This window comes from Streptomyces tuirus (assembly GCF_014701095.1).
Taxonomy (GTDB): domain Bacteria; phylum Actinomycetota; class Actinomycetes; order Streptomycetales; family Streptomycetaceae; genus Streptomyces; species Streptomyces tuirus.
In genome coordinates this window covers 532,774-559,747 of sequence record NZ_AP023439.1, presented here as the reverse complement: position 1 = coordinate 559,747, position 26,974 = coordinate 532,774, and the positions used below count along the sequence as shown (strand labels likewise).

The following is a 26,974-nucleotide window of genomic DNA, read 5'->3' as shown; positions in this document are numbered from 1 at the left end:
GGGCCGTCAGGTCGGACATGAGGGGGAAGCAGTGGAAGCGACGAGTTCACAGGTGCCGGTGCGCCGGCGCACCGTCCCTCCGGTCGTTGCGGCGCGATGGGCGCTGTGGACTTTCGTCGTCGCCAACTTGGCGATCGTCGAGGTGTTGTTCCTCGACGCCGGGACCGGTAAGAACGACGTGCTCACGGTCGCCAAGTTCTTCGGTCTGCACGCCGCCGTGCTGATGCTGTTCCAACTGCTGCTGGTGGCCCGGCTGCCGTGGCTCGACCGCCGTATCGGCATGGACCGGCTGACGGTGTGGCACCGGTGGGTCGGCTTCACCCTGTTGTGGACCCTCCTCACCCACGCCGTGCTGGTGGTGCTGGGCTACGCGAGGCTCGACGGCGCGTCGATGCCGAAGACGTTCCTCGCACTGGCCGGAGTGCCGGCCTCGCTGCTCGGGATGCTGGCGGCGGCGCTCGTCGTCGTGGTCGCCTCGGTCTCCGTCCGGAAGGTGAGGCGGCGGCTGCGGTACGAGACCTGGCACGGTGTGCATCTCCTGCTGTACGTGGCGCTGGGGCTGGCGTTCGTCCACCAGTTGCAGGAGACCACGACCTTCACGTCGTCCGCGTTCGCGACGATCTACTGGTGGGCCCTGTGGCTGTTCGCGTTCGGTGCCCTGGTCACGGGGCGGATCGTCATGCCTCTGTGGCGCAACGCCTACCACCGGTTCCACGTCACCGCGGTGGTACCGGAGTCCGACCAGGTGGTTTCGGTATACGTCACCGGCCGCCACCTCGACCGGCTGCCGGCCCGGGCCGGCCAGTTCTGCATCTGGCGGTTCCCCGGACACCACCACTGGTGGCCGGCGAATCCGTTCTCGCTGTCGGCGGCACCCGACGGACGCACCTTGCGCCTCACCGCCAAGGCGGTCGGCAGCGCCAGCGCCGGCCTGCGGCACATCCCGGTCGGGAGCCGCGCGTTCGTCGAGGGGCCGTACGGCGCGTTCACCTCGTTGCATCGGACGCGGCCCGGCGCACTCCTGATCGCCGGAGGCGTGGGGATCACGCCCGTGCGGGCCTTGCTGGAGGAGGAGCCGTCCGGCGACGTCGTCGTGCTCTACCGGGTGCGCAGCGAGCGCGACGCCGTGCTCGTCGACGAGGTACGGGCCCTGGTCGCCGACCGCGGTGGCGAGCTGCACCTGCTGACCGGTCGCACGGGGGAGGGGAGCCCGCCGTTCGAGCCGGACGGTCTCCGTGCCCTGGTTCCCGACATAGCCGAGCGCGACGTGTACGTCTGCGGCCCGCCCGCGATGACCTCGGCCGTGCTCAGCGCGCTGCGCGGCCTGAAGGTCCCGCGCCAGCAGGTACACGCCGAGCGGTTCGGCCTGGCCTGAGCAGTCCGGCTTACCGCGAGCCGTGGCGGGAGGAACGTGGGTGTGCGACGCCGTCGGCGCCGGGGATGGTCAGAGCCGCTACGCCGGATCGCCGCGCTTGTCCCTGACCCGCTCGGCGACGTCGCGCAGCTTGATGTTGTGATGCTGGGAGATCTTCCGGAGCACGCTGAAGGCCTCCTCGTCGCTCATCCCGTGGCGTTCCATGAGGATGCCCATGGCCTCGCCGATGGCGTGCCGGGTCTCCAGGGCGTGTTCGAGCTGGTCGATGGTGCGGGCGTCGGCGAGGGCGACCGCGGCGTGCGAGGCGAGCAGCCAGCCGGCGGTCGCGATGTCCTCGGTGAAGGTGCCCGGGCGGCGGGAGTACAGGTTGAGCGCGCCGAAGTCCTCGTCGTGGGTGTAGAGCAGGACTCCGGTCATGCTGCCGATGCCCAGTTCGCGCGCGGCCTCGGCGTAGCGGGGCCAGTCCGGCTGGGGCTGGGTCATGTCCACGATCCGGAACAGCCGGTCGTCGTCGGCGGCGCGACGGGCGAGGTCGAAGCAGGGCCCCTCGCCCAGCTCGCCCTGCCGGCGGTCGGACTCCTCGACCATGTCGCCGTACGAGGCCAGGGTGACGGCGCGGCCCTTGCGCACCGCGAGGATCCCGGCGGCGTCACAGCCGTCCACCAGTTGCACGGCCGACGCCGCGATCTCGTCCAGCGTCTGCTGCACCGAGTCCTGCTTCAGCAGCCTCCGCGCGAGCAGGGCCATATCTTCGGCGAACTTCTGCCAGTCCATGCCACACCACCCGCGTCGATCACCAGTCCGACCACCCTACGCACAGCCTGGTCCCTCCCTGTCGAAGGCGCCAGGACCGGGGAGCGTGGCGCGGGCCTCGACGGGGATCGCACCGGGTGTGTGTCGCCGACGGCCCCGTCCCATAATCTCGTTCATGGAGGCCCCAGGAGCCACGTGGGTCCACCGTGAGGAGGCGAGGGTGCTCGGCAGGAGCACGGGGGTGCGGTTGTTCGCGGGCGCCATGCTGGCGGTCTTCATGGCGCTGGTCGGCCCCAGTGCACCGACCGGTGCCCTCTTCGGCGGGGCCCAGCCGGCGGAAGCCGTCAGGGACGTCGTGCCGAACCGGGTCATGACCTGGAACATCTGCAACCCCTGCGAGGTGAGCGACGTCGACCGGGCCGCGGAGATCGCGGCGGCCGCGCCCCAGGTCATCGGGCTGCAGGAAGCGTGCGTGCGTGACGTCGAGAGGATCCGGGAGTACCTGGAGAACCTCCACGGGCTGGTCTACCACGTCGAGTACGGGTCCGTTCTGCGGAAATGGGGCCGCTGCGGGGGGACTCCGTGGAGTCCGGGCGCCTTCGGCCAGGCGATCCTCTCCGCGGCGCCGATGACGGACCCCGTCAGCGTGGAGTATCCCGACGGCGGCTCCGAGGACCGCGGGTACATGGCCGTCACCACCACCGTGGGTGACCGGTCCGTCCGGGTCTTCAACACGCATCTCGCCCAACGGCGTCAGGAGGAGGTCCGGGCGGAGCAGACGCGCGTGCTCGCCGCGGAGGTCGCCCGGCACGACCGCGCGATCCTCCTCGGCGACTTCAACGCCGTGCCGGACTCTCCCGAACTGACCCGGATCTGGGCCCTGGCCACGGACGCGGACCCGCAGTGCCTCCCGTCGCCCACCGGCACCTGTCAGCCGACGACCGACTGGCAGCTCAAGTTCGACTACGTGTTCCTGCGCGGCTTCGTCCCCCTCCGGCACCGCGTGCATCCGACGCCGTCCTCGGACCACCACCCGCTGCACACCGACGTCGACCCGACCTGAGCCGGAATGATCGCGACGAACGCGCGGGCGGAGCGACCGCCGCGTCGCCGACCGCTCCGCCCCGTCCGGTCCCCGGCACCGCAGGCCGGCGGCCCGCACGGACCGCCGGGAGGACGCGCGCGGTCGGGCGACGTGCAATTTACTGTCGTTTGGGCATACGGGGAGCAGGCGAACAGGGCATGCCGACGGCAGGGACGTCGGCCCGATCAGCAGGGAGGCCGCGATGACGGGGCCGGAGCACACGGATACCGTTCAAGGGCCGTCCGTGCCGACAGCGTCCGTCGTACTGGCCGGGACCCTGGAGGCCATCGGCGCCGGGGCCTACGTCGTGGACGAACAGGGCTGCATCATCGCCGCGAACACCCGCGCCGAGCAGCTCCTCGGCCGGTCCGTCGACGAGCTGATGGGCCATGACGCGCACGACCTGCTGCACCGCGGCCCGCAGGGGCAGCCGCTGCCGCGGACCCAGTGCGCCATGCGGCACGCCTTCCACGCCGGGCGCACCGCCCAGGCCGACGAGGACTATTTCGCCTGCGCCGACGGCACCCTCCTGCGCATCTCCTGGCTGATCACGCCGTACGACGTCGGTGGCCGGCACGGCGGCACGCTCGTCGTCTTCCACACCCCCGATCACGAGCAGAGTCCCGAACCGCTGCCGGAGCCGTCGAGCCAGCCGCTCTCGGAGCTGCACCGGCTGGCCCTGCTCGCCGAGACCACCGCGCAGCTGACCTCCACGCTCGACGTCGACGAGGCGCTGCGCAGGCTGGTCTCGCTGGTCCTGCCCCGCCTCGCGGACTGGGCGGTCGTCGACCTGATCACCGAGCGCGACGAGGTATGGCGGACGGTCGTGGTCCACGCCGACGGCGGCACGATCACGCACCGCGAGGATCTGCAGGGGCCGATGCCGCCGATCCCCGAGGAATCCCCGATGCCGCTCTCCAGGGCCCTGCGCGGTGTCGCCGCCAACCTGGCCGGACCGCAGACCTACCAGGGGCCACCGGACTCCGGCATCGCGGTCGAGCAGCGCCGCCTCTTCGAGGCCACGGGCATGCACTCCGCGGCCATCGCGCCCATCCGCAGCACCCGCGCGGTCCTGGGCGCGCTGACCCTGGGCCGCGACGAGAACCTGGCGCCCTTCACACCCGCGGATCTCCCCCTGATCGAGGACATCGCACGCCGGGCCGGTCTCGCCCTCGACAACGCCCGCCTCTACCAGCGCCAACGCAAGGTCGCCGAGACCATGCAGAACCATCTGCTGCCCCAGATGCCGGGTGTCTCGGGCCTGCAGATGACCGTCCGCTACCTGCCCGCACCGGACGCCTCACAGGTCGGCGGCGACTGGTACGACGCCTTCCCCCTGTCCGACGAGTCCACCGCCCTGGCCATCGGAGACGTCGTCGGCCACGACCTGGAGGCGGCGGCCGGCATGGCGCAGGTCCGCAACATGCTCCGCGCCTACGCCTGGTCCCAGCACGAACCGCCCAGCCGGATCGTCGAACGGCTCGACGAGGCGATCCAGCACATCACCGACGTCACCATGGCCACGACGATCTTCGCCCGGATCGAACCGGCCGACGACGGCCACTGGCAGCTCTCCTGGACCAACGCCGGCCACCCCCCGCCGCTGCTGATCAGCCGGGACGGTCTGGCCGAGTACCTCACCGAGGGCCACGGTCTCCTCCTGGGCACCCAGACCCGCGCCCGGCGTCCGGATGCCACCGCGCTGCTCCCGCCCGGCTCCACCCTGGTGCTGTACACCGACGGCCTCATCGAAGCGCCCCGCCGCTCCCTCGACGAGGGACTGAACCAACTGCGCCAGCACGCCGCCGCCCTCGCCCACCGGCCCCTGGCCTCGTTCACCGACCAGCTCCTGCGCCGGGTCCGCCCCGCCGGCAACGACGACGACGTCGCCGTCCTGGCCCTGCGCGTCCCCGGGAGCTGACCCGCACCGAACTCCGAGGGCTTACCCGGAGGGCCCCGACCCGGCCCTCATCCGGTGCGGGCACCCTGCCGTGCGCCGCCGGCGTTGTCGCGGTGCTCGCGCACGGCGAACCGGACCTGCTGCCCGGGGGCGCCGGGACCGTCATCGGCGCCGGCAGCACCCTGGGCGAGACCGTGGACCGCATGCGCGAGACCGGCCTGGCCGGTCTCCCCGCGCTCGACCTCTGGTCACCCGTTCGTACCTGCCGGGCAGGGCGTGAGCGGTGCGTCGCGGTCAGCATGGACGGTGCCGGGGCGCCCGCATCGGCAGCCCGGTGCTGCCCGACGCGACGCGCGGCTGTCGCTGCCCGTACGCGTGAGGGAGAAGCATGACCGAGACCGACGAGGCCGGGACCTTCTCTGCCGGGGCCGCATGGCCCGCGGAGCACCGTGACCCGAGTACCGGCATGGTCGACCTCCGGCGCGTGGGGGCGAACCCGGACTTCTGGTACCCGGTCGCCCGGTCGAAGAACGTGCGCACCAAGCGGGCGTTCGCGACGGCCTTCGCCGGTGAGCGCATCGCCCTCTACCGCGGGGAGAGCGGCACGGTGTACGCGCTGGAGGACCGGTGCGCCCACCGTCAGGTGCCGCTGAGCATGGGCGTCGTGGAGGGCGAGGCCCTGCGCTGCTGCTACCACGCCTGGGCCTACCGGGGCGACGGCCGGATCTCGCAGATCCCGTACCTCTCCAAGGGCGACGGCCGGCCGCCGCGCGGCGTGCGCGGCTACCCCGTCCGCGAGGCGTACGGCCTGGTGTTCGTGTTCCCGGGCGACCCGGACAAGGCGGCGACCGTCCCGCTGCCCGACCTGCCGGCGTTCGGCTCGCCGCGGTACAGGACGATGACGTACTCCCGGACCGTGCACTGCCACTACTCGTTCATGCACGAGAACCTGCTCGACATGAACCACCAGTTCCTCCACCGGGGCGTGGTCGGCAGACTCCACCCCGAACTGCTCGACTTCCGGACCGACGAGCGGTCGGTGGAGGCCAGGTACCTGTTCAGTCACGCCGGGGGCAAACGCAACCGCGGTGCCAGTCTGCTGGCCGCCGAGGGCATCGGCGGCAACGACTCCCGGGACGTCATGACGATCCGCACCACGTACCCGTACCAGACCCTCGACCTGGTCCCGGAGAACGCCGAGCGGCCGGCCTTCCGCCTCTGGGTCGCCTATGTGCCGGAGGACGCCGAACAGCGCCGATGCCACACCTTCGGCCTGCTCATGATCGAGAAGCCCCGGGTTCCCGGCGCCCTGCACCTGGCCTGGCCGCTCATCAGGCGCTTCACCGAGCGGGTGTTCGCCGAGGACCGGATGGCCGTCGAGGCCGAGCAGCGGGCCTGGGACGAGCAGGGGGAGGACCGCAACCGCGAGGTGTTCTCCCTGATCCTGGACGTCCGCGAGGTCCTGCGGACCAACGGCGTCCCCATCCGCCCCCGGGCCGCGTGCGGCGCCGCCTCGGTGTGCAACGGGCAGGACCGCGGGCCGTCGTCCGCGACGGGCGCCGGTGGCTCCGCGCCCTAGGCCGCGGGCCCGGACCGGTCGGTTCAGGACGGGAACCGCCCTGCTGCGGTCGGCCCGGACGACCAGGACCGGGGCCACCAGGGCCGGGACGACCAGGACCGGGGCCACCAGGGCCGGGACGACCAGGACCGGGGCCACCAGGGCCGGGAGCACCAGAGTCGGGACGGCGCACCCGCGTGATCCGGCCCCCCCCAGGGCGCCGCGGGGCCACGGCCCAGCGACGGCTTTCCCGCTCTCCTTCCCCGGCGCCTTCACGGCCTCGGATTGGTGCGCTGCCACCGCGGGCGGGCGTCCGGCCCGCGGCGTCCCGCCACCGAGGCGCAGCGCGGGCACACGCGCCGTACCCGGTCCGCGGCGCCGCCGGACTCCGGGAAGGTGTCCGGCCAGCCGACGTGCGGGAAGCGGACCAGCCGGGAGCGGCTGAGGGACAGGCCGCAGACCGTCTCGTTGCGGCCCGGCTCCCAGGCGTGCACCTCACCGGAGGGCAGCCGGCGCCGGCCCTCCTCCTCGTCGGTCCACTGCCCGGACGCGGCGACGGCGTACCGCTTCGCGCGTGCCACGGCGGGTCAGCCGGCCGGGTGCTCGACGCGCAGCCGCACCTGTTCCTCCAGCCGCCGCAGGCTGGAGTCCAGGGCATCGGCGACCGCGCGCTCGCCCGGGTCGTGGCCGGCGTCGAAGAACGACAGGTGCACGGTCACCTCGCTGGCGCCGCCGTCGAGACCGGCGACCTGGAGCCAGCCCGCGTAGCCGCCGTGGTCACGGGTGCCCCACTCGAGCCGCATCTGCTCCCGCCGGGCGCTCAGCACGGCGGGGGTGTCCTCGTCGGTGCGGTCCTCGTGCACGGTGACGGCGGGCAGCTCCTCCGGCTCCACGTGCAGGGCCTCCGGCAGCCAGCTGTCCAGCTGTCCGACTATCGCGGCCTGGTCGAAGACGTGCTCGGGCTGCGCGGGCATCGTGCGGGAACGTTCGTACTCGGTCATCGCCTTACCGGCCTTGCTTCGGGAGTTCGTGGCCCGCACCCGCGTTCCCGGCCTGACCGGACCCAACCCTCGGATGCCCCGCCGGCGATCGCGGACGGGGCATTCCAGGGAGCTCAGAACCTGGGCTGGGGGGACTGCGCCTGGACGAGTTCCTCCGCCTCCGCCTTCGTCTCCACGGACGGCGGGGAGCCGGCCAGCGGCTTGTTGGCGGTCTCCGGCATGCAGAGCACTGCGACGACACCGATGACCGCGGCGCCCGTGGCGTAGTAGGCCGGCATGAGGGTCGAGTCGAAGGCGCTGATCAGAGCGGTGATCACCAGAGGTGTCGTGCCGCCGAAGACCGAGGTGGCGATGTTGTAGGCCACCGAGAGCGACCCGTAGCGCACATGGGTGGGGAAGATCGCCGGGAGCGCCGCCGACATCGTGCCGAGCATCGGCAGCAGGGAGAGCCCCATCAGCAGCAGGCCCAGGGCGATGAGGACGACGTTGCCCTGCCGGATGAGCAGGAACGACGGCAGGGAGAGGACCAGGAAGCCGAGCATCCCCGCCATGAGCAGCGGCTTGCGCCCGAAGCGGTCCGAGAGCCGCCCGACCTGGTTGATGAGGCACATCTGCAGCACCATCACCACGACCAGGATCAGCAGGCCGTGGTTGGTGCCGTAGCCCAGCTCGTCGGACAGGTAGGTCGGCATGTACGACAGCAGCATGTAGTCGGTGATGTTGTACGCCGCGACCAGTGCGAGGCACAGCAGCAGCGGCCGCCAGTACTGGGTGAAGATCTTGCCGAGGTCGGCGGCGGCCGAGGTCTCCACGGCGTCGGCGGCCTCGCTCGCCCTCACCTGGCCGCCCTCCAGCTTCTGGAAGGCGGGCGTCTCGTCCAGCTTGAGCCGCAGGTAGAGCCCGATGAGGCCGAGCGGGGCCGCGAGCAGGAACGGCACGCGCCAGCCCCACGACAGCATCTGGTCGTCGCTGAGAAGGGTCTGCAGGACGACGACGAGGCCGGAGGCGCCGACGTAGCCGGCGAGCGTGCCGAGCTCCAGGAAGCTGCCGAAGAAGCCACGCCGCTTGTCGGGCGCGTACTCCGCGATGAACGTCGAGGCGCCCCCGTACTCCCCGCCCGTCGAGAAGCCCTGCACCAGCCGGAAGAAGATCAGCAGGGCCGGGGCCCACAGGCCGATCACGGCGTGCGAGGGGATCAGACCGATGGCGAAGGTCCCCACCGCCATCATGATCATGGTGAAGGAGAGGATGCGCTTGCGGCCGACCTTGTCCCCGAGCGGCCCGAAGACCATGCCGCCGAGCGGACGCACCAGGAAGGCCACCGCGAACGTCGCGAAGGAGCCGAGCAACTGGGCGGTGTCGCTGCCCGAGGGGAAGAAGACCTTCCCGATCGTCGCCGCCAGATAGCTGTAGATGCCGAAGTCGTACCACTCCATCGCGTTGCCGAGGGCGGCGGCCTTGGTGGCGCGCTTGACCGCCGCTTCGTCGGTCACCGTGATGTCGCTGCGTCGCAGCTTCGGGTGACGCCGTTTCTCGATCGCCCGGAACAGCGCGCGGTGTCGTCTCACAGCCGCGGGATCCACCGACTCGTCGTTGTCGGGCGCCGCCATCACGTGGTTCCTTTCGCCGGTCGTCCTTCCAAGCACAACGCCTGCACCAATCTCGCGCGCTCAAACGACCCCCTTCGCGCGGCGTCCGGTTGATCACGGAGCGTGATGAGGGGGTGTTCAGGCCGGGTCGCGGGTCACGGCGCCGTCCGGGAGGATCTCCGGGGCGGGTGTGTGCCCCCGGTCCGGCGGGGGAACCTGTTCCGCCGGGCGCGTGCCCCGTGAGAGGAGCCCAAGTGACAGCGTCGGCGGCGGGCGGCCGGAACCAGGGCGGGCAGCCCGACGGCTACGAACCGGACCCGAACCGGTGGCGGGCCCTGTGGGTCACCCTGGTCGCCGGCTTCATGAGCCTGCTGGACGTGTCGATCGTGGCCGTCGCCCTGCCCACGATCCAGCGGCAGCTGCACGCCTCGGCGGCCGAGGTGCAGTGGGTCGTGTCCGGCTACGCCCTCTCCTTCGCTCTCGCCCTCGTCACCGCCGGCCGCCTCGGCGATGCCCTGGACCGGCGGCGCATCTTCCTGATCGCCCTCAGTGGTTTCGTGCTCTTCAGCGCGGCCTGCGGAGCTGCCCCGAACATCACCCTGCTGGTGGTGGCCCGGCTCGCCCAGGGCCTGGCGGCCGGTTTCATGGCCCCGCAGAACTCGGCGCTCATCCAGCAGATGTTCCGCGGCGGCGAACGCGGCCGGGCCTTCGGGTTCTTCGGCGCCACCGTAGGCATCTCCTCCGCGGTGGGCCCTCTCGCCGGCGGCCTGATCCTCGCCCTGGCCGACGGCGCCCAGGGCTGGCGCTGGATCTTCTACGTCAACGTCCCCATCGGTATCCTCGCCGTCCTGCTCGGCCGCCGGCTGCTGCCCCGTACCCGGCGCTCCGGGCGGGAGCACGTGGACCTGCCCGGAGTCCTGCTCCTCGGCCTGGGCGTCCTCGCGCTCATGTACCCACTGGTCCAGGCGGAGGCCGGCGGCCTCACCCGGCTGTGGTGGATGTTCCTCGCCGGTGCCGCGCTGCTCTTCCTCTTCGTCCGCCGGCAGCGCCGGCTGCTGGAGCGCGGTACCCAGCCGCTGCTCGATCCGCGCCTGTTCACCACCGTGCGCGGCTACGCCGTCGGCGCCGGCGTCGGCACGCTCTACTTCATCGGCTTCAGCGGTGTCTGGCTGGTCTTCGCCCTCTTCTACCAGCACGGCCTGGGCTTCTCCCCGCTGGAGTCGGGCCTCGCCGTGACCCCCTTCGCCCTCGGCTCGGCCGTCGCGGCCGCCGTGTCCGGGCGGCTCGTGGACCGGCTCGGCCGCCTGCTCACCGTGGGTGGGCTCATCGGCGTCATCCTCGGACTGGGCGGCACCGCGCTGCTGCTGCGCTTCGCGCCTCTGGACATCGCGCCCTGGATCGCCGCCCCGGTCCTGTTCCTCGGCGGCGTCGGCGGAGGGTGCGTGATCTCTCCCAACATCACCATGACGCTGCGTGACGTGCCCGTGCACATGGCGGGAGCGGCGGGCGGCGCCCTGCAGACCGGACAGCGGCTCGGCGCCGCCGTGGGCACCGCCGCCCTGCCCGGCCTCTACTACCTGGTGCTCGGCAGCCGGAGCGACGACCACCGCGGCGCGCTCTTCCTCGCGATGGCCGCTGGAATCCTCGGCATGGCCGCGTCCCTGGCCCTCGCGGCATACGACTGGCGACGCGACCGTCGCACACGGGAGCCGCACGGCCCCTGCCCGGACGACGTCGCCCACAGCCCCGTGCACGCCCGGCAGACCTGAGCCGCAACGCGACCAGAGGCTCCTCGGGGGCTCCTCGGCCTCCACGGCACGCATGCGGCGGCGCGATACGAGACGCGTGACCGCACAGCGTGCCCGGACGATGTCGCCCACAGTCCCGTGCACACCCGGCAGACGTAAGCGGTCACGCGGTCACGAGGCCAGGGGCTCCGGCTGTTGCCCGGCGGGTGCGTCGTCATCCAGCTCGCCGCGCAGCGCGCCGAGGGCGAAAGCCGTCATGGACGCCAGGATCAGCAGCGCGAGCGGTCCCCAGATCGCCGGAACGGCCCAGAGCGGCCAGTCGTTGGCCGCCTGCGCCCAGAGCGTCAGGATCGCCGTCGCGCCCAGGCCGACGCCGTGCCACCGCACCATCTTCGCCGCTGTCACCCGGCGCTCGTGGCCCCGCGCGAAGAGCGGCCACACCCCGCCGACGAGGGCCGCCAGCCCGAACGAGAGGCAGGCCAGCGCACCGCCCAGACGGTCCGCGGGCCATCCCACCGGCCCGTCGGACGTCTGCTGCCGCCGGCCCTCGGCATCCCGCACCTCGACGACCCGCCCGTGCCAGATCACCCCGACGACCTTCTCGTCCGGCGCCATCTCGGACATCACCGGCTCGGTACGCAGGAACGTCACCTCCCACGGCTTGCCCGACGGCAGCACCAGCTCCGCCTCCGGGGACTCGCCCCGCTTCCCGTGGTTCATGGCGGCGCTCCGTACGGTGAACTCCTGCTCCCACACGCACCCCGACGCCTTGACGGGAACCGCGGCGCAGGCCGGCGCGCCGCGGTACTCCCTCTCCCGTTCCAGCGCCCCGCCGACCTCGCGGGCCGACGCCACTCCGACTCCGAGCGTCACGACGGCGAGCAGTATCCACACCACGGACCGCATGACCCCGTCCCCCGACGACCCCACCGCGCCTCATCCCCTTCCGTGCCGACGTACCGACGTACCCCGGAGCATTGGAACACGCCTCAGGTGCCGGTGTGGACCCGCCGCCCCTCGACGAAGGTCTCCAGGACCCGGGTCGCGGCGATCTCCCCGGGCGGACCCCGGAACGGGTCGCGGTCGAGGACGACCAGGTCGGCCGCCTTGCCGACGGTGATGCTGCCGGTGATGCCGTCGAGGTGGTTCACATGGGCACTGCCCGCCGTGTAGGCGGCGATGGCGGTACCCAGGTCGAGGCGCTGCTCCGGGAAGAAGGCCGGCGTGCCGTCCGGGGCCTCGGGGGAGACGCGGTTGACGGCGACATGGATGGCCTGGAGCGGGTCGGGGCTGCTGACGGGCCAGTCGCTGCCGGCCGCGAGGGTCGCCCCGGCGCGCAGCAGATCGCCGAAGGGGTACTGCCAGGAGCCCCGTTCCGCGCCCAGGAAGGGCAGGGTCAGTTCGTCCATCTGCGGTTCGTGCGCGGCCCACAGCATCTGCAGGTTGGCGCTCGCACCCAGTGCCCGGAAGCGCGGCAGGTCGCCGGGGTGGACGACCTGGAGGTGCGCCAGATGGTGCCGCGTGTCGCTGTCGCCGTTGGCGGTCCGGGCGGCCTCCACCGCGTCGAGCGCCTCACGCACCGCCCGGTCGCCGAGCGCGTGGAAGTGCACCTGGAAGCCGTGGGCGTCCAGTTCGGTGACGTACTTCCGCAGTTCGCCCGGCTCGACGAAGCTGATGCCGCTGTTGTCCGAGGTGCAGCCGCAGCCGGTCAGATAGGGGGACAGCATGGCGGCGGTGTGGTTCTCGGCGATCCCGTCCTGCATGATCTTCACGGTCCCGGCGCGGAACCGGTCCCGGCTCAACTCCTCCCTCCTGGCGAGGAGTTCGCCGATCTGCTCGGCGCCGCGCTCGCGGTCCCACCACAGGGCGCCGACGACCCGCGCGGTGAGCAGACCCCGGTCCAGCGCCGTCAGATACGCCGGAGCCGGATCGGTCAGGTTGGCGTACGTGCCGACGATGGCGTCCTGCCAGGCGGTGACGCCGTGCGCGTGCAGCACGGCCTGGGCGCGCAGCAGACCGGCGAGCTGCTCCTCCGGCGTGGGATCGGGCACCAGCCGGCCCACCAGGTGGACCGCGCCCTCCTGGAGCATCCCGGTGGGACTGCCCTCGGCGTCGCGCTCGATCCGGCCGTCGGCGGGGTCCGGGGTCCGGGCGTCGATGCCCGCACGCTCCAGCGCCCGGCTGTTGACCCAGGCGCCGTGGTGGTCGCGGTTGGGCAGGAAGACCGGGCGGTCCGGGACGACCGCGTCCAGGGCGGCGGCCGTGGGGGAGCCGCCGGGGAAGGCCTCCAGGGACCAGCCGCCCCCGGTGATCCACTCGACGTCCGGGTGCTCCTCGGCGTACGCCGCGATCCTGCGCAGGTACTCGCCTGCGTCGGTGGTGTCGCCCAGGTGGCACAGGCCGAGTTCGAGGCCGGCGCCCATCGGGTGGACGTGGGCGTCCTGGAAGCCCGGCAGCAGCAGCTTCCCGGCGAGGTCGACGACCTCGGTGCGCGGCCCGATCAGCTCGCGCACCTCGTCGTGCCCGACGGCGGCGATCCGCCCGCCGCGCACGGCCACCGAGGTGGCGCGGCTGCGGGCCGGGTCGACGGTGTGCACGGGGCCGCCGGTCAGGACGAGGTCGGCGGGTCCCGGGGCAGGGGCGTGTGACATGGGGGTGAACTCCATGAGGGTCAGACCGCCGTGCGGTCCATCGGCAGGGTCAGGGCTTCGGCGTCGGTGCCGCGCCCGGTGGTGAAGTAGGGCGAGCGCCGGACGTACTTGGCCACGGCGGCCATCCCGAGGCCGGCGAGCACGATCACGGCGGGCAGCGAGAACATGAACCAGCCGTTGTCCGGGCTCAGTTCGAAGTGGTCGCTCATGGTGAGGTACGAGTAACCGAGGTAGCCGCCGAGGCCCAGCAGCACCAGCCCGGACACGGCCGGCACGACGACGGCCGGCAGCGCCTCGCGCGCCCCCTCCTGCCAGGCGGCGCGGAACCGCACGGCGCAGGCGAGCGCGGTGAGGCCGTAGTAGAGGGCCACGATCAGGCCGATGGCGTTGACGGCGGCCAGCAGCATGTCGCTCAGCTTGGGGATCGCAAAGGCGAGCACGGCGATCACGGCGGCGACGGACATCACGACGGCCGTTCCCGCGGCGGGCGTGCCCCAGCGCGGGTGGACCCGGGTCCACAGTGGTCCCATGGTGCGGTCGCGGCCCATGGCGAGCAGTCCGCGTGCCGTGGGGATCAGGGTGGCCTGCACGGAGGCGACGGCGGAGAACATCAGGGCGATCAGGGGCAGGGTGGCCCAGGGTTCGGCGGCCAGCTTCTCCCCGAGGTAGGGCAGCGCCTGCGGGCCGTTGCGGACGAGTTCGGCCAGGCTCATCTCCCGCTGGAAGGCGACCGACGCGAAGAGGAACAGGCCGAGCATCGCGAACAGGGCGATGAGTCCGCCGCGGGCCGAGTCGCCCGGGTCCTTCGTCTCCTCGTTGACGCTGAACGCCGCGTCCCAGCCCCAGAAGAAGAACACCGCCAGGACCATGCCCTGGGCGAAGTGGGTGCCGCTGGAGATCTCGAACGGGTTGAACCAGGACAGCGACACCGCGTGGTCGCCGGTGAGCAGGGCCCAGCCGCAGAAGCCGAGCAGCACCGCGTACTCGAAGACCAGCAGGGCGAACTGGAACCGGGTCGCGCCGCGGACACCGGTGACGGCCAGGACGGTGAGGGCCAGCAGGATCACCAGCCCGACCGCCGTGCACACGCCGGTGGACGTCGGATCGAGGGCGACGCCCGCGAGGCTGTGCAGGCCGGCCTTGTTGGCGAAGGCCAGCACGACCGAGCCCATGATCGCGCTGGTGTAGGCGCAGAAGATGACCGAGCCGACCAGCGTCACCCAGCCGGTGAGGAAGCCGGGCCAGGGGCCGAGGGATCTGCCGACCCAGGTGTAACCGTTGCCGCAGTTGGGTTCGGAGCGGTTGAGCCGGGCGTAGGCGAGGGCGATGCCCAGCACCGGCAGGAACGCCAGCAGCAACAGCGCCGGGGCCTGGAGGCCGACGACGGTGGCGATCGTGCCCATGCCGATGGCGATGCTGGTGGTGGCCGCGGTGCTGGACGCGGCGATGGCGACGCCGTCGACGACGCCGAGGGAACGGCGCAGAGCGGGGCGGGGCGGGGGCGGTGCGGACGACATGACTGGCTCCTCGGGGGACGGGGTGGGAAGAGCCGCGCGGGACTGTGATGGAACAGCCGGTGGCCACATTGGGTCAACCCTGTTGACGTAAGGCGGCGAGCGCCGTTCACTGCGTTACGCGAGAAGGCTCCGGTCGGCCGGAGGTCGTCGGCGCGCGAGAAGACTCGGTGCGCGAGGAGACTCGGTGCGCGAGAAGACTCGGCGCGCGAGGAGAGGAGTCCCGGTCATGACCACCCGTGTCCCGCAGGAACGCCGGCGTCGGCGACCGACCCGTTCGGGCGTCCTGCTGTCGGAGGACCTGATCGTCCAGACCGCGTTGCGGCTCATCGGCGAACACGGGCCCGAGGCGCTGAGCGTGCGCCGGATCGGCGCGGCCCTGGGCTGCGACCCGACGGCGCTGTACCGCTACTTCCACGGCACCGACGACCTGGTGCTCGCCATTGCCGACCGGATCATCGGCGACGCCATGGCCGGCTTCACCCCGGGGGACGACTGGGTGGCCTCGCTGCGCGAGATGGCCCTGAGGGTCCGGGCGGGATACCTCGCCCATCCGCGGGCGGCCGCCATGGCCGCCCACCGGGTGACCCGGCGGCGCAACGAGATCCGTGCCGTCGAGACGGGGATCGGCCTGCTGCTCACCGCCGGCTTTCCGCCGGCCGACGCCGCACGGCTCTACCTGGCCTTCATCGACACCGTGCTCAGCCACGCCGCCACGGAGGCGGCGTTCCACGCGCTCCCCCCGCAGCGGCGCGAGGCCGACCGCCGGTCGTGGCGGGATGTCTACCAGGACCTCGATCCGGCGACGTACCCGTCCCTGACGGCGGTGCGGCGGGAGCTGCCCGCGATGGCGGACAGCTCCTTCGAACCGGCCGTGGACCTCCTGCTGGAGGCCCTGGCGGCCCGCGCACCGGCCCGCGCACGGACGTGACGAGCCCGCGCTAGAGCACCTCGGCCCGCCCCGGGGTGTCGTCCAGGAAGCCGCCCGACTGGTGCTGCCACAGCTTCGCGTACGCCCCCTCGGCCGCGAGCAGTTCCTGGTGGGTGCCCTGCTCGATGATCCGGCCGCGGTCGAGGACGACGAGCTGGTCCATGCCGGCGACCGTGCTCAGCCGGTGTGCCACCACCAGTGCGGTCCGTCCGTCCATGAGCCGCCACAACGCCTCCTGGACCAGCAGTTCGCTCTCGGAGTCCAGGGCGCTGGTGGCCTCGTCGAGCAGCAGGATCGGCGCGTCCCGCAGGATCGCCCGGGCGAGGGCGACCCGCTGGCGCTGACCGCCCGACAGCTTGACGCCGCGCTCGCCGACCATGGTGTCGAAGCCGTCCGGCAACGCCGCGGCGAACTCGGTGACATGGGCCGCCTCGGCCGCCCGGTGGATCTCGGCGTCGGTGGCGTCCGGCCGGGCGAAGGCGATGTTGTCCCGCAGGGTGCGGTGGAACATCGCCGGGTCCTGCGGCACGTACGCGATCCGCTCGCGCAGGTCCGCCTGGCGCACCCGGCTGATGTCCTGGCCGCCGACCAGGATGCGGCCGCCGTCGATGTCGGTCATCCGCAGCAGCAGCCGGGTGAGGGAGGTCTTGCCGCCGCCGGACCGGCCCACGAGACCGATCTTCGCCCCGCTCGGCACGGCCAGGTCCAGTCCCTCGAAGAGCGGGCGGCCGCCCCGGTGGGCGAAGGTCACCTTCTCGAAGCGGACGTCGGCGGCCCGGGACCGCAGCGGTTCCGGGGCCGGCGGGTCGAGCACGGTCGGCGGCACCAGGAGCAGTTCGGTGAACTGCGCGGCCTCCGTCATCGAGCTCTCCAGCCGGCGGTATATCTGGTTGAACTCGAACATGATCCGGGTGGCGTTGTTGTAGTAGGCGAAGGCGACCACGACCGCCTCCACACCGTGCGCTCCGCCGCCCAGCGTCACCGCGAGCAGCAGACCCATCGCGCTGGTGAGGACGGACATCGGCGCGACCAGCGTGTCGATGCGCAGATTGCCGTAGTCCCACGACCGCAGGGTGAGCCGGCGCGACGTCGCCACCCGGGACCGGTGTTCGGCGGCCTCGCGCCCCTCCGCGGCGAACGCCCGCACCGTGTCCATGTTCATCAGGCTGTCGGCGACATGGCCCGACACCCGGGCGATCGCCTCCTCACGCTGGTCGACGAGCGCCTGGCGCCGCCGGATGAGCGGCACGACCAGCACCGCGGTCAGCCCGATCATCACCAGGAGGCCGACGACGAGCAGCGGTTCGTAGCGCCACAGCACCACCGCGCCGAACGTGACCGGCACGAAGCTCCCCACGATCTGGAACGTCAGCGTGTCGACGAACTGCTCGAAACGCGAGGCGAAGCTGAGGACCCGCTTGGTCAGCGAACCGGCGAAGTTGTCATGGAAGAACGCGGCGTCCTTGGCGAACAGTTCGTCCATGCCGATCACGTACAGGTGCTCGATGCCCAGGGCGTCGAGCCGGTTGAGGCAGTGCAGGGCGACGCGCCACAGCGCCTCCGCGGCCAGCAGGACGCCGGTGAAGGCGAGCACGTACGGCAGCATCGCGCCGACCGTGACGTCCTTGTTCCCCGCGATGCCGCCGACCAGCTTGGCGACGATCAGCGGCGCGACGTAGTTGATTCCGATGTTTCCCAGAGCGGAGAGCAGCATCGCGGGAGCCGTCCACCGGCGCAGCCGGGCCAACTCCCGTCCGTAGTAGCGAAGTGCGAGAAGTACCGAGCGCCTGCCCGGTAATGCCCTGTGTGTTTCCGGCGTTTCCATCCCACCCCTGTGTCGTCCTGTGGCCGCCCGCCACGCCGCGCGTGCGGGCAGGGGCCATCGCCGCAACGGATGTGTGAGGTTTCGGGTCGAGTCCGGAATTCTCCCGCGATACCGGCCGCGGCGTCCAAGCGTTTTCCGGCCGGGGGGTGGTGTGCGGGGAGCGCCCTGAGGCGCGGCGGGCGGATTAGGGGTGGGACGCTCGGCCTGTACTTCACCGGCGTCACCCTGCAGGACGGCGTTCAGCGCGGTCGGCGCCGAGGCCGGATCCGGGTCAGCCCAGGTAGAGCGGCACCTTCGAGGCCAGCTCGCCGAGTCCGGCCTGCTCCCGCTCGGTCGGTGTCCGCCGTCCGGTGCCGATCAGCAGGGCGTCCACGTCGTGGAAGGCAGGCGGGAACGGGCTCCCCGCGATCTGCTCCAGCATCTCCCGCGACCGTACGAGGCCCTCCGCGGGCGGCTGCTCGGCGTCCGGGAGGTAGGCGATCAGGTCGAGGTGGTGCAGCGTCCACTCCATGACGTAGGTGGAGAGGAAGTCGTCCACGGTGAGGATCTCGTCCCGGGTGCCGACCCGGCCGGCCGGGTCGGCGAGCAGGGCCGCGCGGCCGGCGGCCGAGCCGACGTCGTCCAGATGGAACTTCAGCAGGTGCGGATCCTCGTAGGCGGCGGCCAGCCGGACGGTCAGCGCGTCGAGCGGGTCGTCACCGGTCGGCGGGGTGTCGGAGACGTCCCAGTACGTCAGCGCGTCACGGGTCGGTTCCCGGTCGGACGGGGTGGCCAGGGTGATCAGGACGTCCTGGGCGTCGACGATCAGATGGCACACCAGATCCCGTACCAGCCAGCCCGTGCAGCCGGAGGGCCGCCCGAAGTCCTCGTCGGAGAGATCCGCCACGGCCGCGCGCAACGCCGTCCAGGTGCGTGAGAAGAGATCCACCTCGGCACCGTAGTGTCGCGCCGCGACGCCGGACAAGCAGCTTTCCGGCGACTGCCGGAGTCACGAACGCGTCCTGCGCGCCGGCGTCCCGCACGCGACGTGCGGGCCGGCGTCCCGCACGCGACGTGCGGGCCGGTGTCCCGCACGCGACGTGCGCGCCGGCGTCCCGCACGCGACGTGCGCACGAGGCGGCCCCAACCCCTCGTGCACGCCGGCGCCCTTCACCCTCCGGGCGCTCCCAGGCCTCCGCCCACCAGGGCGGCGAGTTCGTCCGGCGTCCGCGGACCCGGCTCCGCGTCGGCCAACAGCCCCTGCGCGCGCAGGAGTTCCGCCGTCGCCGCGCCCCAAGGCAGGCGCAGGCCCGCCTCCCGCAGGAGGTCCGGGCGGGCCAGTGCCGTGGCCGCGGGCCCGGTGCGCACACCGGACGGGGTGAGCAGCGCCGCGTCGTCGGCCCAGCGCAGGGCGAGGTCGACGTCGTGGGTGGCCATCACCACCGTGGTACCGGCGGCACGGAGCCCGTCGAGGGTGGTGAGGAGCCGTTCCTGCCCGTCGGGGTCGAGCCCGGCCGTCGGCTCGTCGAGGATGAGGACCCGCGGCCGCATGGCCACCGCACCCGCGATGGAGGTGCGTTTGCGCTGCCCGTAGGAGAGCAGATGGGTGGGCCGGTCGGCCAGGGCCGTGATGTCCAGGGCAGCGAGCGCCTCCGCCACCCGCGCCCGCACCTGCGTGTCGTCGAGGCCGAGGTTCAGCGGCCCGAACGACACGTCCTGCTCGACGGACGCCGCGAACAGCTGGTCGTCCGGGTCCTGCACGACCAGCTGCACGGTGGTCCGCAGCCGGGTCAGCCCCTTGCGGTCGTACGACACCGGCTGCCCCTGGACCGTCAGCCGCCCCTCGTGCGGCTTCAGCCCGCCGGAGAGCAGCCGCATCAGCGTGGTCTTGCCGCTGCCGTTGCGGCCGAGCAGCGCGAGCGCGCGTCCCTCGCGGATGTCGAAGTCGAGGCCGCTGAGCACGGCCGGGCCGTCCTCGTAGGCGAAGGACGCGCCCCGCAGGGCGACGAGGGCGGGCTCGCTCATGTCAGCGGCCTTTCCAGGACGAGGGTGAGGACGGCCAGGGCGGCGAGGAGCGCGCAACTGGCCGCCGTGAAGCGGGCGGAGACCCGGGCCTCGGGCACCAGGACGCGCAGGGTGCCGTCGTAGCCGCGCCCGGCGAGTCCGGCCTGGAGCCGGGTCGCCCGGTCGAAGGCGCGGACGAACGCGGTGGCGCCGAGCCCGGCCAGGGAACGCCACTGCGCGGCCCGGCCGGTGTGCCCGAGCCGGGCCGCCTGGGCCTCCCGGATGCGCCGCACGGAGTCCAGCAGCAGGAAGCTCATCCGGTACGTCACGAGCGCGACGTCGACGACCGGCGCGGGAACCCCGGCCCGGACCAGCCGGGGCAGCAGGTCGGACATGGGCGTGGTGAAGGCGAACAGCAGCACGCCCAGGGAGGCCGCCGAGGTGCGCAGCAGCAACTCCCCGGCCCGCAGCGGCCCGTCGTGCGCGAGCGAGACGACACCACCCGGCCCGCCCACCTGGACGAGCAGCGTGACCGCGCCGGTCACGCAGAAGCCCAGCGGCACCCGGTAGGCCCGCCACAGCCGCCGCCCGGGCACCCCGGCCGGCCCCAGCAGCACCACCAGGGCGGTCAGGAGGACCAGGGCGGCGCCCGGCCAGGGCGGCAGCGAGATCGCGAGCACGGTGAGGCCGAGCCCGAGCACGGCCTTGTCCACGGGATGGCGGCGGCGCCAGCGACTGCTGTGCGCCGCCGCGTCGATCGGCAGCACCCGGGCTCAGTCCTGTTCCGCGGTGGACTTCCCGGTGGCCCCGGCGAGCGCGCTGTCGGCCTCCCGCTCCAGCGCCCGCTGCTCGCCCTGCCTGCGGCCCCGGCGCAGGCCGAAGTAGTAGGCGAGGACACCGGCGCCGAGAGCCGCCTGGAAGGAGAACAGCGCCGACTCGATCTCACCGGACGGCGGTTCGTACAGCGGCGAGAACCACGGCTCGTAGTCCGGCTTCAGCTCGGTGATCGCCGTCTCGGCCTCGCCGTCGGCACCCGCGAACGGCTCCTTCTTGTGGTCGCCGAGACCCAGCGCCAAGGGCAGCACCGCGAGCGCCGCGACGACGAACAGCAGGACCAGGTTGATCTTCGTGTTCCTGCTCATCGGGCCACCGCCTCGGTCTCGGTGCGGGTCTGCTTCTTGGCGAGGAGCACACCCAGCCGGGTCAGTTCGCCCTTGCTGGACTGCACGAGCAGCCGCATCACGAGCACGGTCAGCAGACCCTCGCTCACCGCGAGCGGGACCTGGGTGACGGCGAAGATGGAACCGAACTTGCCGAGCGCGCCCAGGAATCCGCTGCCCGGGTCGGGGAACGCGAGCGCCAGCTGCACGCTGGTGACGCAGTAGGTGGACAGGTCGGCGACGAACGCGCCGGAGAACACCGCCACCATCAGCGGCGCGTTGGAGCGCCGCAGCAGCTTGTAGACGGCGTATCCGGCCCAGGGGCCGACGATCGCCATGGAGAAGACGTTGGCGCCGAGCGTGGTCAGGCCGCCGTGCGCGAGCAACAGCGCCTGGAACAGCAGGGTGATGGTGCCCAGCACCGCCATGATGGGCGGCCGGAACAGGATGGCTCCGAGGCCCGTGCCGGTGGGGTGTGAGCAACTGCCGGTGACGGACGGCAGTTTCAGGGCGGACAGGACGAAGGTGAAGGCGCCGGACGCACCGAGGAGCAGGGTGCTCTCGGGGTGCTCGCGGACTTCACGGGTGAGTGACCGGACCCCGTGGACGACGAACGGCGCCGACGCGACGCCCCAGGCGACCGCGTGCGCCGGAGGAAGGAAACCCTCGGCAATGTGCATGGCTCAGCAGACCCTCTCCAGCACCTCGTGGATGGTTGACGCGCCTTGGCCGGTCTCCTGGCTGACGGGTACCACCGCCCGGACTCCGCCTTCCCGGGTCGCAAGGACCCAGTGGCTGCCCGTGAGGGCCGGAGCCGGACTTCCCGATTCACAGTGGCGAGGGCCGCACCGGCATCACACCGGATTTCCCGTTCACCAAGGCCTGGTGACAATAAGGCCGGGGTAAGGGCGATGACAAGCCACCCAAGGGGCGCGCGAGGGGGCGCCCGCTCGCACACCGGCGCATCCCCCGGCTGATCCACGCGCACCGGCCAGGGGTCCTCCGTGCGCTGCCCGGGCCGCGTCAGTCGTCGTCCCCGTCGTCCTCGCCGTCGCCGCCTTCCCTGTCATTCCCGGCCTGGCCCGGGTTCTCCGGCTGCGGCTGCTCCGGCCCGCCGGGGCCCGCGTCCTGCGTCGGAGTCGCGGCGCCGGGCTCCGGCGCCACGGGCGTCGGAGAAGCGGCCGGCGCGGACGGAGTGACATCGGACACGGTGCCGGCGGCCGGCGCGTCGGCCACCCCCGGCCCGGCCGCCGGAGCGGCCCCGGGACCGGCCTCGGAATCGGACGAGGAAGACGACGCGGAGTCGGTGGACGGCGTGGCGGCGGGGCTGCTCGCGGTCGGGGACGCGTCGGGTTCCGTGCTTTCCGCGGTCGTGTCGGGCGAGAACCAGCGCATGCCGATGAGCATCGCGGCGAGGAAGAGCGCCGCGGCTGCGGCCGTCGCGGCCAGTCGCGACCGGTTGCCCGGGCCGCCGCGCCCGCGGGAGCGTCCCGAACGTCCCGCCTGGGCCGCCCGGGCCGCGCTGCGGTGCCCGGCAGTCGCGGGCAGCGCGTACGTGGTCGGGTTGCCGGTCCCGGCCGTGGCGTACGGGCCCGGCCCGGCGGGCATCGCCGCGGACGTGGTCCTGGGCCGCAGTGGCGGCGAGGCTTCCGGCAGCGGCTCGGGCAGGCCCCGCCAGGCGCCGCCGGCGAACCACTCGGCGGCCTGCTGGGCGGTGGGCCGGTCCTCGGGCTGCTTGGCGAGCAGTCCGAGGAGGTAGTTCTCGAACGCGGGCGGCAGCCCGGCGACACCCAGCTCGCGGGGTGGCACGGGGGCGGCGTCGAGGTGCTGGTGGAGAAGGGCTACGGCGGTGTCGGCCTCGAACGGCGGGCGCCCGCTGAGGAGCTGATAGAGCACACAGCCCAGGGAGTACATGTCGGAGGCGGGCCCCGCCTGCTTGCCCAGGGCACGCTCGGGCGCGAGGTACAGGCCGGTGCCGACGATCTGGCCGGTGGCCGTGAGAGCGGCGCCCGGGTCGTCGAGGAACCGCGCGATGCCGAAGTCGCCGATCTTCAGGGTGCCGTTGGCGTCCAGCAGCAGGTTGGCGGGTTTGACGTCCCGGTGCACGATGCCCTGCCCGTGCGCGGCGGCCAGCCCGGCGGACGCCTGTGCGGCCAGATCGGCCACCTGCTCGGCGGGGAGCGCGCCCGAGCCCGTCAGCACCCCGGCGAGGCTGTCGCCCTCGACCAGCTCCATCACCAGGTACAGCCGGTTGTCGTACTCGCCGAAGTCCAGGACGCCGACCACGTTGGGGTGGTTGAGACGCCCGGCGGTCTGAGCCTCCAGACGGAACCGGGAGGTCGCCGTGGCATCGGTGTCCTGGGGGAGCAGCAGCTTGAGGGCCACCGCTCTGGCGAGCGTCTCGTCGTACGCGCGCCAGACCTCTCCCATTCCACCGCGCCCGATCTCAACATCCAGCCGGTAGCGGCCCGCTAGCAGCACTCGTCCTCGTCTCATGCGTGTGGGTAGGTCGTCGCCGCAGGCCGAACTCCCCGCTTGTGCACGGGGATTGGTGGGGGGTGCCGCAGCCGACCCAGGATACTGGCGCGGCGTGACCACCGATCGCCGCGGCAGTGTCCTCACCGGGCGCTGTCTCGCACATCCCGCGCGAAGAGGTCACCCGCCGGGTTGACGCTCCGGCGCGCCGGGCGTCCCGGGGCGCCGGTGCCGTCTCAGACCGCCGCGCCCGCCTCCTTCGCATGGCGCGGCAACAGGCCCACCGCCAGGGCCGGTACGGCCGCGAGGACCAGCCACGGCACGGCCGCCGGCAGCCCCAGGTCGAGCAGCGAGCCGGTGGCCGCGCTGCCGGCCAGGACGATCAGGCCGGAGACGGACGACAGCGCGCCCGTGTAGAGCCCGAGCCGTCCTTCCTCGGCGAGGTCGGGCACCCAGGCGCGGGCGGCGGGCACCACCAGCATCTGCCCCACGGTGAGCAAGATCACGAAGCCCGTGGCCGGCAGCAGCCCGGCGGCGCCGGTCCAGCCGGCCGGGCGGGCCGCGGCCACCACCGCGAAACCGGACGCGATCAGCAGCAGTCCCGCGGTCATCGAGCGGCGCGGATCGAGCCGGTCGCCCGCCCAGCGGGTCACCGGCAGCTGGGTGGACACCACCAGCACCGAGGACAGGGCGAAGAGCCAGGACAGCGGCGCCTGGGAGCCCGCCGCGCGCTGCACCTCCTCCGGCAGGGCCAGATACAGCTGGTTGTAGGCGAGCAGATAGGAGCCGTAGGCACAGCACAGGGCGAGGAAGCGCCGGTTGCGCAGCAGAGCCCGGGCCCCACCGCGCTCGCGGACGCGGACCCGGCCGGGGATGTGCTGCGGCATCAGCCACAGGTGCCCGGCGAGGACCAGGACAAAGACCGCGGCACCCGCGAGGCACGCGGTGCGGAAGTCCACGGCGAGCAGCAGCGCGCCGAGCAGCGGCCCGGCGAACGCCCCGGCCTGGCCCGCCACGCTGAACAGGGCGAGGACCCGGGTGCGCGGCCCGCGTCCGCTCTCCTCTCGGGCCACCGCCTGGCGCGCCACCTCGGACTCCACGGCAGGGGAGAACAGCGCGGCGGCGAACCCGATCACGAGCACCGCCCCGATCACGGCCCCCGGCGCACGCGCGTACCCGAGCCACACGAACCCGGCGATCCGCAGCACGCACCCCGCCAGCACGACCGGCCGCACCCCGAACCGGTCGACGAGCCACCCGCCGACCACGAACAGCCCCTGCTGGCTGAAGGTGCGCAGCCCGAGCACGAACCCGACCAGCCAGCCCGCCATGCCGATCGCGCCGCCGAGATGCCCGGCGAGGAACGGCAGGACGGCGTAGAAGCCGAGGTTGAAGGCGAGCTGGGTGAGGATCAGCAGCCGCAGCAGCGGCGACAGTTCCCTGCACAGCCGCCAGGCGCTGTCGCGGGTCCCGGCGCCGGACCGGCGGGCGGCCTCGCGGTCCGGCGCGAGGGGGGCGGGGTCGGTCATCGGTCTTCCGCCGGTGAGGCGGACACGGGCGTCAGGAGGGCCTCGGGGTGGTCCGGTTGCCGGAGCGGGGCCGGCACGACCCGGTCCGCGGGCAACAATCCGGCCGGGCCGGCGGGCCGGGTACGCCGCCGGGGCAGCCGTACGCCGCCCGCGGCCGTCACCGCGAGCGCCCCGAGCAGGGCGAGTACGGCGGCGGGGAAGAGCACGGCCCACGGGGCGCGTTCGGCGTACGGCTGGTTCTCGGCCAGCAGCAGGCCCCAGTCGGGGGACGGCGGCTGGGCGCCCAGCCCGAGGAAGCCCAGCGCCGCGAGGCCGAGCGCGATGCCCGGCAGCCGGAGCAGGGCGTGCCGGGCGACCGGGGGCAGGGCGGCGGGCAGCAGTTCGTGCCGGAGGAGGTACCAGCGGCCGGCACCCAGCGCCCGGGTGGCCGTCAGATGCGTGGTCGCGCGCTCCTGCCGCAGCAGGGAGGAGGTGTGCGCGGCCAGCGGGCACCAGGCCACGACGGCCACGGCGAACGCGGGCGTCCACGGCCCGCTGCCCATGACGCCGGTGACGAGGAGCCCGGCCAGTACGGGCGGTACGGCGCTGAGCATGTCGACCAGGGGCCCGGACAGCCTCGGCAGCAGTCCCAGCAGCAGCCCGGCGGCGAGGGCGGCGGCACTCACCGCGAGGGCGGTGCCGAGGGTGGTCAGCGCGCCGTGGGAGACGCGGGCGAGCAAGTCCCTGCCGAGCGCGTCCGTGCCGAAGGGGTGCTCGGCGGAAGGGGCGTGCAGCCGGGCGAGGGGGTCCAGGGCGAGCGGGTCGCGGGGCAGCCCGAAGCCGATGACGGCGGCCAGCAGCCCTCCGTAGAGCAGGGGGAGCGTGCGGGGCGCGGGCGGCCGGGGCCGGTGCGGGGACTGCAGGGCGCCGTCGCGCAGCGCCGGGCCGATCAGCAGGCGGGCGGCGAGCCGGGCGAGGAGTCCCGCGGCGGCCGCGAGCAGGACGAGGGCGAGCGTGCCGGTCTGCAGGACGGGCAAATCCTGGGCGAGTGCGGCCTGGAGGGTGAGCCTGCCCAGGCCCGGGATGTCGAAGATCTGCTCGACGGCGACCGATCCGCCGGTCAGGCCGACCACGAACAGCGCCAGGTTCGGCAGCAGCCCGGGCACACAGCGGCGCACCGCCTGCCGCGCCACGGACCTCGACGGAACCCCGCGCGCCGCGGCCGCCGTCGCCCACGGTTCTCCGAACGCGCCGGGCAGCAGGTCGTCGAGCATCCGCCCCAGGACCGCCCCGGCGGGCAGGCCGACGGCGAGCGAGGGCAGCACCATCCACTGCGGCCCGTACCAGCCCAGGGCGGGCAGCCAGCCCAGCCGCACCCCGATCACCGAGGCCAGCACCGCGGCGACGAGGAACTCGGGCAGCGCGGCCAGCACCGCCGTCGCCGTCCCGCCGGGGCGGCGCGCCCCGAGCCGGCCCCGAGCGCCCAGCCGGAGCGTCCGGGCGCAGACGGCGGCCGCCGTACCCGCGGCGACCACCAGGGCCCCGGCCATCAGCAGCAGCGACGCGCCGAGCGCCGGTACGACGCCGGGCAGCACCTGGCCGCCGGACACCCAGGACGTGCCCGCGTCGCCGTGCAGCAGCCCGCCCAGCCAGCGACCGAGCAGCATCAAGGGGCCGTCGTCCAGGCCGAGTTGGTCACGGATGGCGCGCAGGGTCTCGGGGTCGGGGTCGCGGTCCGCCGACCGCGCCCTGAGTACGGTCAGCGCGGGGTCGGTGCGCGACAGCCACGGCAGCAGGCCGATACCGCACACCAGGGCGGCCACGAGCACGGTCCGCCACAGCAGCGCCGGGACGCCACCGCCCGCGACTGCGCGCACCACCCGGGAGGCGGCACCCTTCGTCCAGGGTGTGTTCGAGCT

At 73.2% G+C, this 26,974-nt stretch carries 22 protein-coding genes and 1 riboswitch; of the genes, 6 read left to right on the top strand and 16 right to left on the bottom strand.

The annotated features are described in order from the left end of the window. Positions 1-58 precede the first annotated feature (58 nt). Complete coding sequence (locus IGS69_RS02645; protein ID WP_190904358.1) at positions 59-1,375, top strand: ferredoxin reductase family protein; 1,317 nt, start codon at positions 59-61, stop codon at positions 1,373-1,375. A 78-nt stretch (positions 1,376-1,453) separates the two neighbouring features. Here the strand turns inward: IGS69_RS02645 and IGS69_RS02640 are convergent, their stop codons facing one another. Further along, the gene (locus tag IGS69_RS02640; protein ID WP_190896565.1) at positions 1,454-2,149 is read right to left on the bottom strand and encodes a GAF and ANTAR domain-containing protein; all 696 of its coding nucleotides are present in this window, start codon (positions 2,147-2,149) and stop codon (positions 1,454-1,456) included. Between the two features lie 154 nt (positions 2,150-2,303). On the opposite strand from IGS69_RS02640, the gene IGS69_RS02635 reads away from it, so the two are divergent. The 3 genes from IGS69_RS02635 to IGS69_RS02625 all read left to right on the top strand — a co-directional run bounded on the left by IGS69_RS02635 (position 2,304) and on the right by IGS69_RS02625 (position 6,691). Next, the gene (locus tag IGS69_RS02635) at positions 2,304-3,191 is read left to right on the top strand and encodes an endonuclease/exonuclease/phosphatase family protein (protein WP_190896563.1); all 888 of its coding nucleotides are present in this window, start codon (positions 2,304-2,306) and stop codon (positions 3,189-3,191) included. Positions 3,192-3,414: 223 nt separating this feature from the next. Next, positions 3,415-5,133: a SpoIIE family protein phosphatase gene (locus IGS69_RS02630; protein ID WP_190896561.1), complete on the top strand. Its 1,719-nt coding sequence runs from the start codon at positions 3,415-3,417 to the stop codon at positions 5,131-5,133. Positions 5,134-5,500: 367 nt separating this feature from the next. Then, on the top strand, positions 5,501-6,691 hold the full coding sequence (locus IGS69_RS02625) for an aromatic ring-hydroxylating oxygenase subunit alpha (RefSeq protein WP_190896559.1): 1,191 nt from the start codon (positions 5,501-5,503) through the stop codon (positions 6,689-6,691). Between the two features lie 251 nt (positions 6,692-6,942). Here the strand turns inward: IGS69_RS02625 and IGS69_RS02620 are convergent, their stop codons facing one another. From IGS69_RS02620 to proP, 3 genes are all read right to left on the bottom strand, one after another. Beyond that, complete coding sequence (locus tag IGS69_RS02620; protein ID WP_190896557.1) at positions 6,943-7,251, bottom strand: hypothetical protein; 309 nt, start codon at positions 7,249-7,251, stop codon at positions 6,943-6,945. A 6-nt stretch (positions 7,252-7,257) separates the two neighbouring features. Next, on the bottom strand, positions 7,258-7,671 hold the full coding sequence (locus IGS69_RS02615) for an SRPBCC family protein (RefSeq protein ID WP_190896555.1): 414 nt from the start codon (positions 7,669-7,671) through the stop codon (positions 7,258-7,260). Positions 7,672-7,784: 113 nt separating this feature from the next. Beyond that, positions 7,785-9,281 (bottom strand): glycine betaine/L-proline transporter ProP, encoded by a 1,497-nt coding sequence (gene proP, locus IGS69_RS02610; protein ID WP_190896553.1) that lies wholly within the window; start codon positions 9,279-9,281, stop codon positions 7,785-7,787. A 233-nt stretch (positions 9,282-9,514) separates the two neighbouring features. On the opposite strand from proP, the gene IGS69_RS02605 reads away from it, so the two are divergent. After that, entirely contained in the window at positions 9,515-11,029 is a 1,515-nt protein-coding gene (locus tag IGS69_RS02605) for an MFS transporter (RefSeq protein ID WP_190896551.1), read from the top strand. A 150-nt stretch (positions 11,030-11,179) separates the two neighbouring features. Here IGS69_RS02605 and IGS69_RS02600 read toward each other — a convergent pair whose 3' ends face one another. The 3 genes from IGS69_RS02600 to IGS69_RS02590 form a co-directional block, all read right to left on the bottom strand. Then, on the bottom strand, positions 11,180-11,914 hold the full coding sequence (locus IGS69_RS02600) for a hypothetical protein (RefSeq protein ID WP_232543417.1): 735 nt from the start codon (positions 11,912-11,914) through the stop codon (positions 11,180-11,182). A gap of 83 nt (positions 11,915-11,997) precedes the next feature. Beyond that, positions 11,998-13,659 (bottom strand): amidohydrolase, encoded by a 1,662-nt coding sequence (locus IGS69_RS02595; protein ID WP_232543416.1) that lies wholly within the window; start codon positions 13,657-13,659, stop codon positions 11,998-12,000. A gap of 20 nt (positions 13,660-13,679) precedes the next feature. Then, positions 13,680-15,176: an APC family permease gene (locus IGS69_RS02590; protein WP_190896547.1), complete on the bottom strand. Its 1,497-nt coding sequence runs from the start codon at positions 15,174-15,176 to the stop codon at positions 13,680-13,682. A 226-nt stretch (positions 15,177-15,402) separates the two neighbouring features. Between IGS69_RS02590 and IGS69_RS02585 the strand changes: the two genes are divergently transcribed. After that, complete coding sequence (locus IGS69_RS02585; RefSeq protein ID WP_190896545.1) at positions 15,403-16,104, top strand: TetR/AcrR family transcriptional regulator; 702 nt, start codon at positions 15,403-15,405, stop codon at positions 16,102-16,104. A gap of 10 nt (positions 16,105-16,114) precedes the next feature. On the opposite strand, the gene IGS69_RS02580 is transcribed toward IGS69_RS02585, so the two are convergent. The 9 genes from IGS69_RS02580 to IGS69_RS02535 form a co-directional block, all read right to left on the bottom strand. Continuing rightward, complete coding sequence (locus IGS69_RS02580; protein ID WP_190896543.1) at positions 16,115-17,929, bottom strand: ABC transporter ATP-binding protein; 1,815 nt, start codon at positions 17,927-17,929, stop codon at positions 16,115-16,117. A gap of 271 nt (positions 17,930-18,200) precedes the next feature. Further along, positions 18,201-18,857, bottom strand: coding sequence for a maleylpyruvate isomerase N-terminal domain-containing protein (locus IGS69_RS02575; RefSeq protein WP_190896542.1), 657 nt, complete (start codon positions 18,855-18,857; stop codon positions 18,201-18,203). 221 nt (positions 18,858-19,078) lie between these two features. Then, on the bottom strand, positions 19,079-19,933 hold the full coding sequence (locus IGS69_RS02570; RefSeq protein ID WP_190896540.1) for an energy-coupling factor ABC transporter ATP-binding protein: 855 nt from the start codon (positions 19,931-19,933) through the stop codon (positions 19,079-19,081). Then, positions 19,930-20,679: a cobalt ECF transporter T component CbiQ gene (gene cbiQ, locus IGS69_RS02565; protein ID WP_190896538.1), complete on the bottom strand. Its 750-nt coding sequence runs from the start codon at positions 20,677-20,679 to the stop codon at positions 19,930-19,932. The genes IGS69_RS02570 and cbiQ overlap by 4 nt, the downstream gene beginning before the upstream one ends. Positions 20,680-20,685: 6 nt before the next feature. Next, on the bottom strand, positions 20,686-21,054 hold the full coding sequence (locus IGS69_RS02560; protein WP_190896536.1) for an energy-coupling factor ABC transporter substrate-binding protein: 369 nt from the start codon (positions 21,052-21,054) through the stop codon (positions 20,686-20,688). Beyond that, positions 21,051-21,752 (bottom strand): energy-coupling factor ABC transporter permease, encoded by a 702-nt coding sequence (locus IGS69_RS02555; RefSeq protein WP_190896534.1) that lies wholly within the window; start codon positions 21,750-21,752, stop codon positions 21,051-21,053. The genes IGS69_RS02560 and IGS69_RS02555 overlap by 4 nt, the downstream gene beginning before the upstream one ends. A 30-nt stretch (positions 21,753-21,782) precedes the next feature. Continuing rightward, positions 21,783-21,967: riboswitch (cobalamin riboswitch) on the bottom strand. Positions 21,968-22,095: 128 nt separating this feature from the next. Further along, positions 22,096-23,568 carry a serine/threonine-protein kinase gene (locus IGS69_RS02550; protein ID WP_332836546.1) on the bottom strand — a complete coding sequence of 491 codons (1,473 nt, stop codon included), beginning with the start codon at positions 23,566-23,568 and terminating at the stop codon, positions 22,096-22,098. A 215-nt stretch (positions 23,569-23,783) separates the two neighbouring features. Then, entirely contained in the window at positions 23,784-25,076 is a 1,293-nt protein-coding gene (locus IGS69_RS02540) for an MDR family MFS transporter (protein WP_232543415.1), read from the bottom strand. Next, entirely contained in the window at positions 25,073-26,935 is a 1,863-nt protein-coding gene (locus tag IGS69_RS02535; RefSeq protein WP_232543414.1) for an ABC transporter permease subunit, read from the bottom strand. The genes IGS69_RS02540 and IGS69_RS02535 overlap by 4 nt, the downstream gene beginning before the upstream one ends. Positions 26,936-26,974 lie beyond the last annotated feature (39 nt).

Excerpts from the sequence above, each read along its gene's own strand:
- IGS69_RS02630 (WP_190896561.1), top strand. The coding sequence starts at position 3,415 with ATGACGGGGCCGGAGCACACGGATACCGTTCAAGGGCCGTCCGTGCCG.
- IGS69_RS02600 (WP_232543417.1), bottom strand. The coding sequence starts at position 11,914 with ATGCGGTCCGTGGTGTGGATACTGCTCGCCGTCGTGACGCTCGGAGTC.
- IGS69_RS02625 (WP_190896559.1), top strand. The coding sequence starts at position 5,501 with ATGACCGAGACCGACGAGGCCGGGACCTTCTCTGCCGGGGCCGCATGG.
- IGS69_RS02615 (WP_190896555.1), bottom strand. The coding sequence starts at position 7,671 with ATGACCGAGTACGAACGTTCCCGCACGATGCCCGCGCAGCCCGAGCAC.
- IGS69_RS02555 (WP_190896534.1), bottom strand. The coding sequence starts at position 21,752 with ATGCACATTGCCGAGGGTTTCCTTCCTCCGGCGCACGCGGTCGCCTGG.
- IGS69_RS02585 (WP_190896545.1), top strand. The coding sequence starts at position 15,403 with ATGACCACCCGTGTCCCGCAGGAACGCCGGCGTCGGCGACCGACCCGT.
- proP (WP_190896553.1), bottom strand. The coding sequence starts at position 9,281 with ATGGCGGCGCCCGACAACGACGAGTCGGTGGATCCCGCGGCTGTGAGA.
- IGS69_RS02570 (WP_190896540.1), bottom strand. The coding sequence starts at position 19,933 with ATGAGCGAGCCCGCCCTCGTCGCCCTGCGGGGCGCGTCCTTCGCCTAC.
- IGS69_RS02550 (WP_332836546.1), bottom strand. The coding sequence starts at position 23,568 with ATGAGACGAGGACGAGTGCTGCTAGCGGGCCGCTACCGGCTGGATGTT.
- IGS69_RS02595 (WP_232543416.1), bottom strand. The coding sequence starts at position 13,659 with ATGTCACACGCCCCTGCCCCGGGACCCGCCGACCTCGTCCTGACCGGC.
- IGS69_RS02540 (WP_232543415.1), bottom strand. The coding sequence starts at position 25,076 with ATGACCGACCCCGCCCCCCTCGCGCCGGACCGCGAGGCCGCCCGCCGG.
- IGS69_RS02580 (WP_190896543.1), bottom strand. The coding sequence starts at position 17,929 with ATGGAAACGCCGGAAACACACAGGGCATTACCGGGCAGGCGCTCGGTA.
- IGS69_RS02640 (WP_190896565.1), bottom strand. The coding sequence starts at position 2,149 with ATGGACTGGCAGAAGTTCGCCGAAGATATGGCCCTGCTCGCGCGGAGG.
- IGS69_RS02590 (WP_190896547.1), bottom strand. The coding sequence starts at position 15,176 with ATGTCGTCCGCACCGCCCCCGCCCCGCCCCGCTCTGCGCCGTTCCCTC.
- IGS69_RS02560 (WP_190896536.1), bottom strand. The coding sequence starts at position 21,054 with ATGAGCAGGAACACGAAGATCAACCTGGTCCTGCTGTTCGTCGTCGCG.
- IGS69_RS02635 (WP_190896563.1), top strand. The coding sequence starts at position 2,304 with ATGGAGGCCCCAGGAGCCACGTGGGTCCACCGTGAGGAGGCGAGGGTG.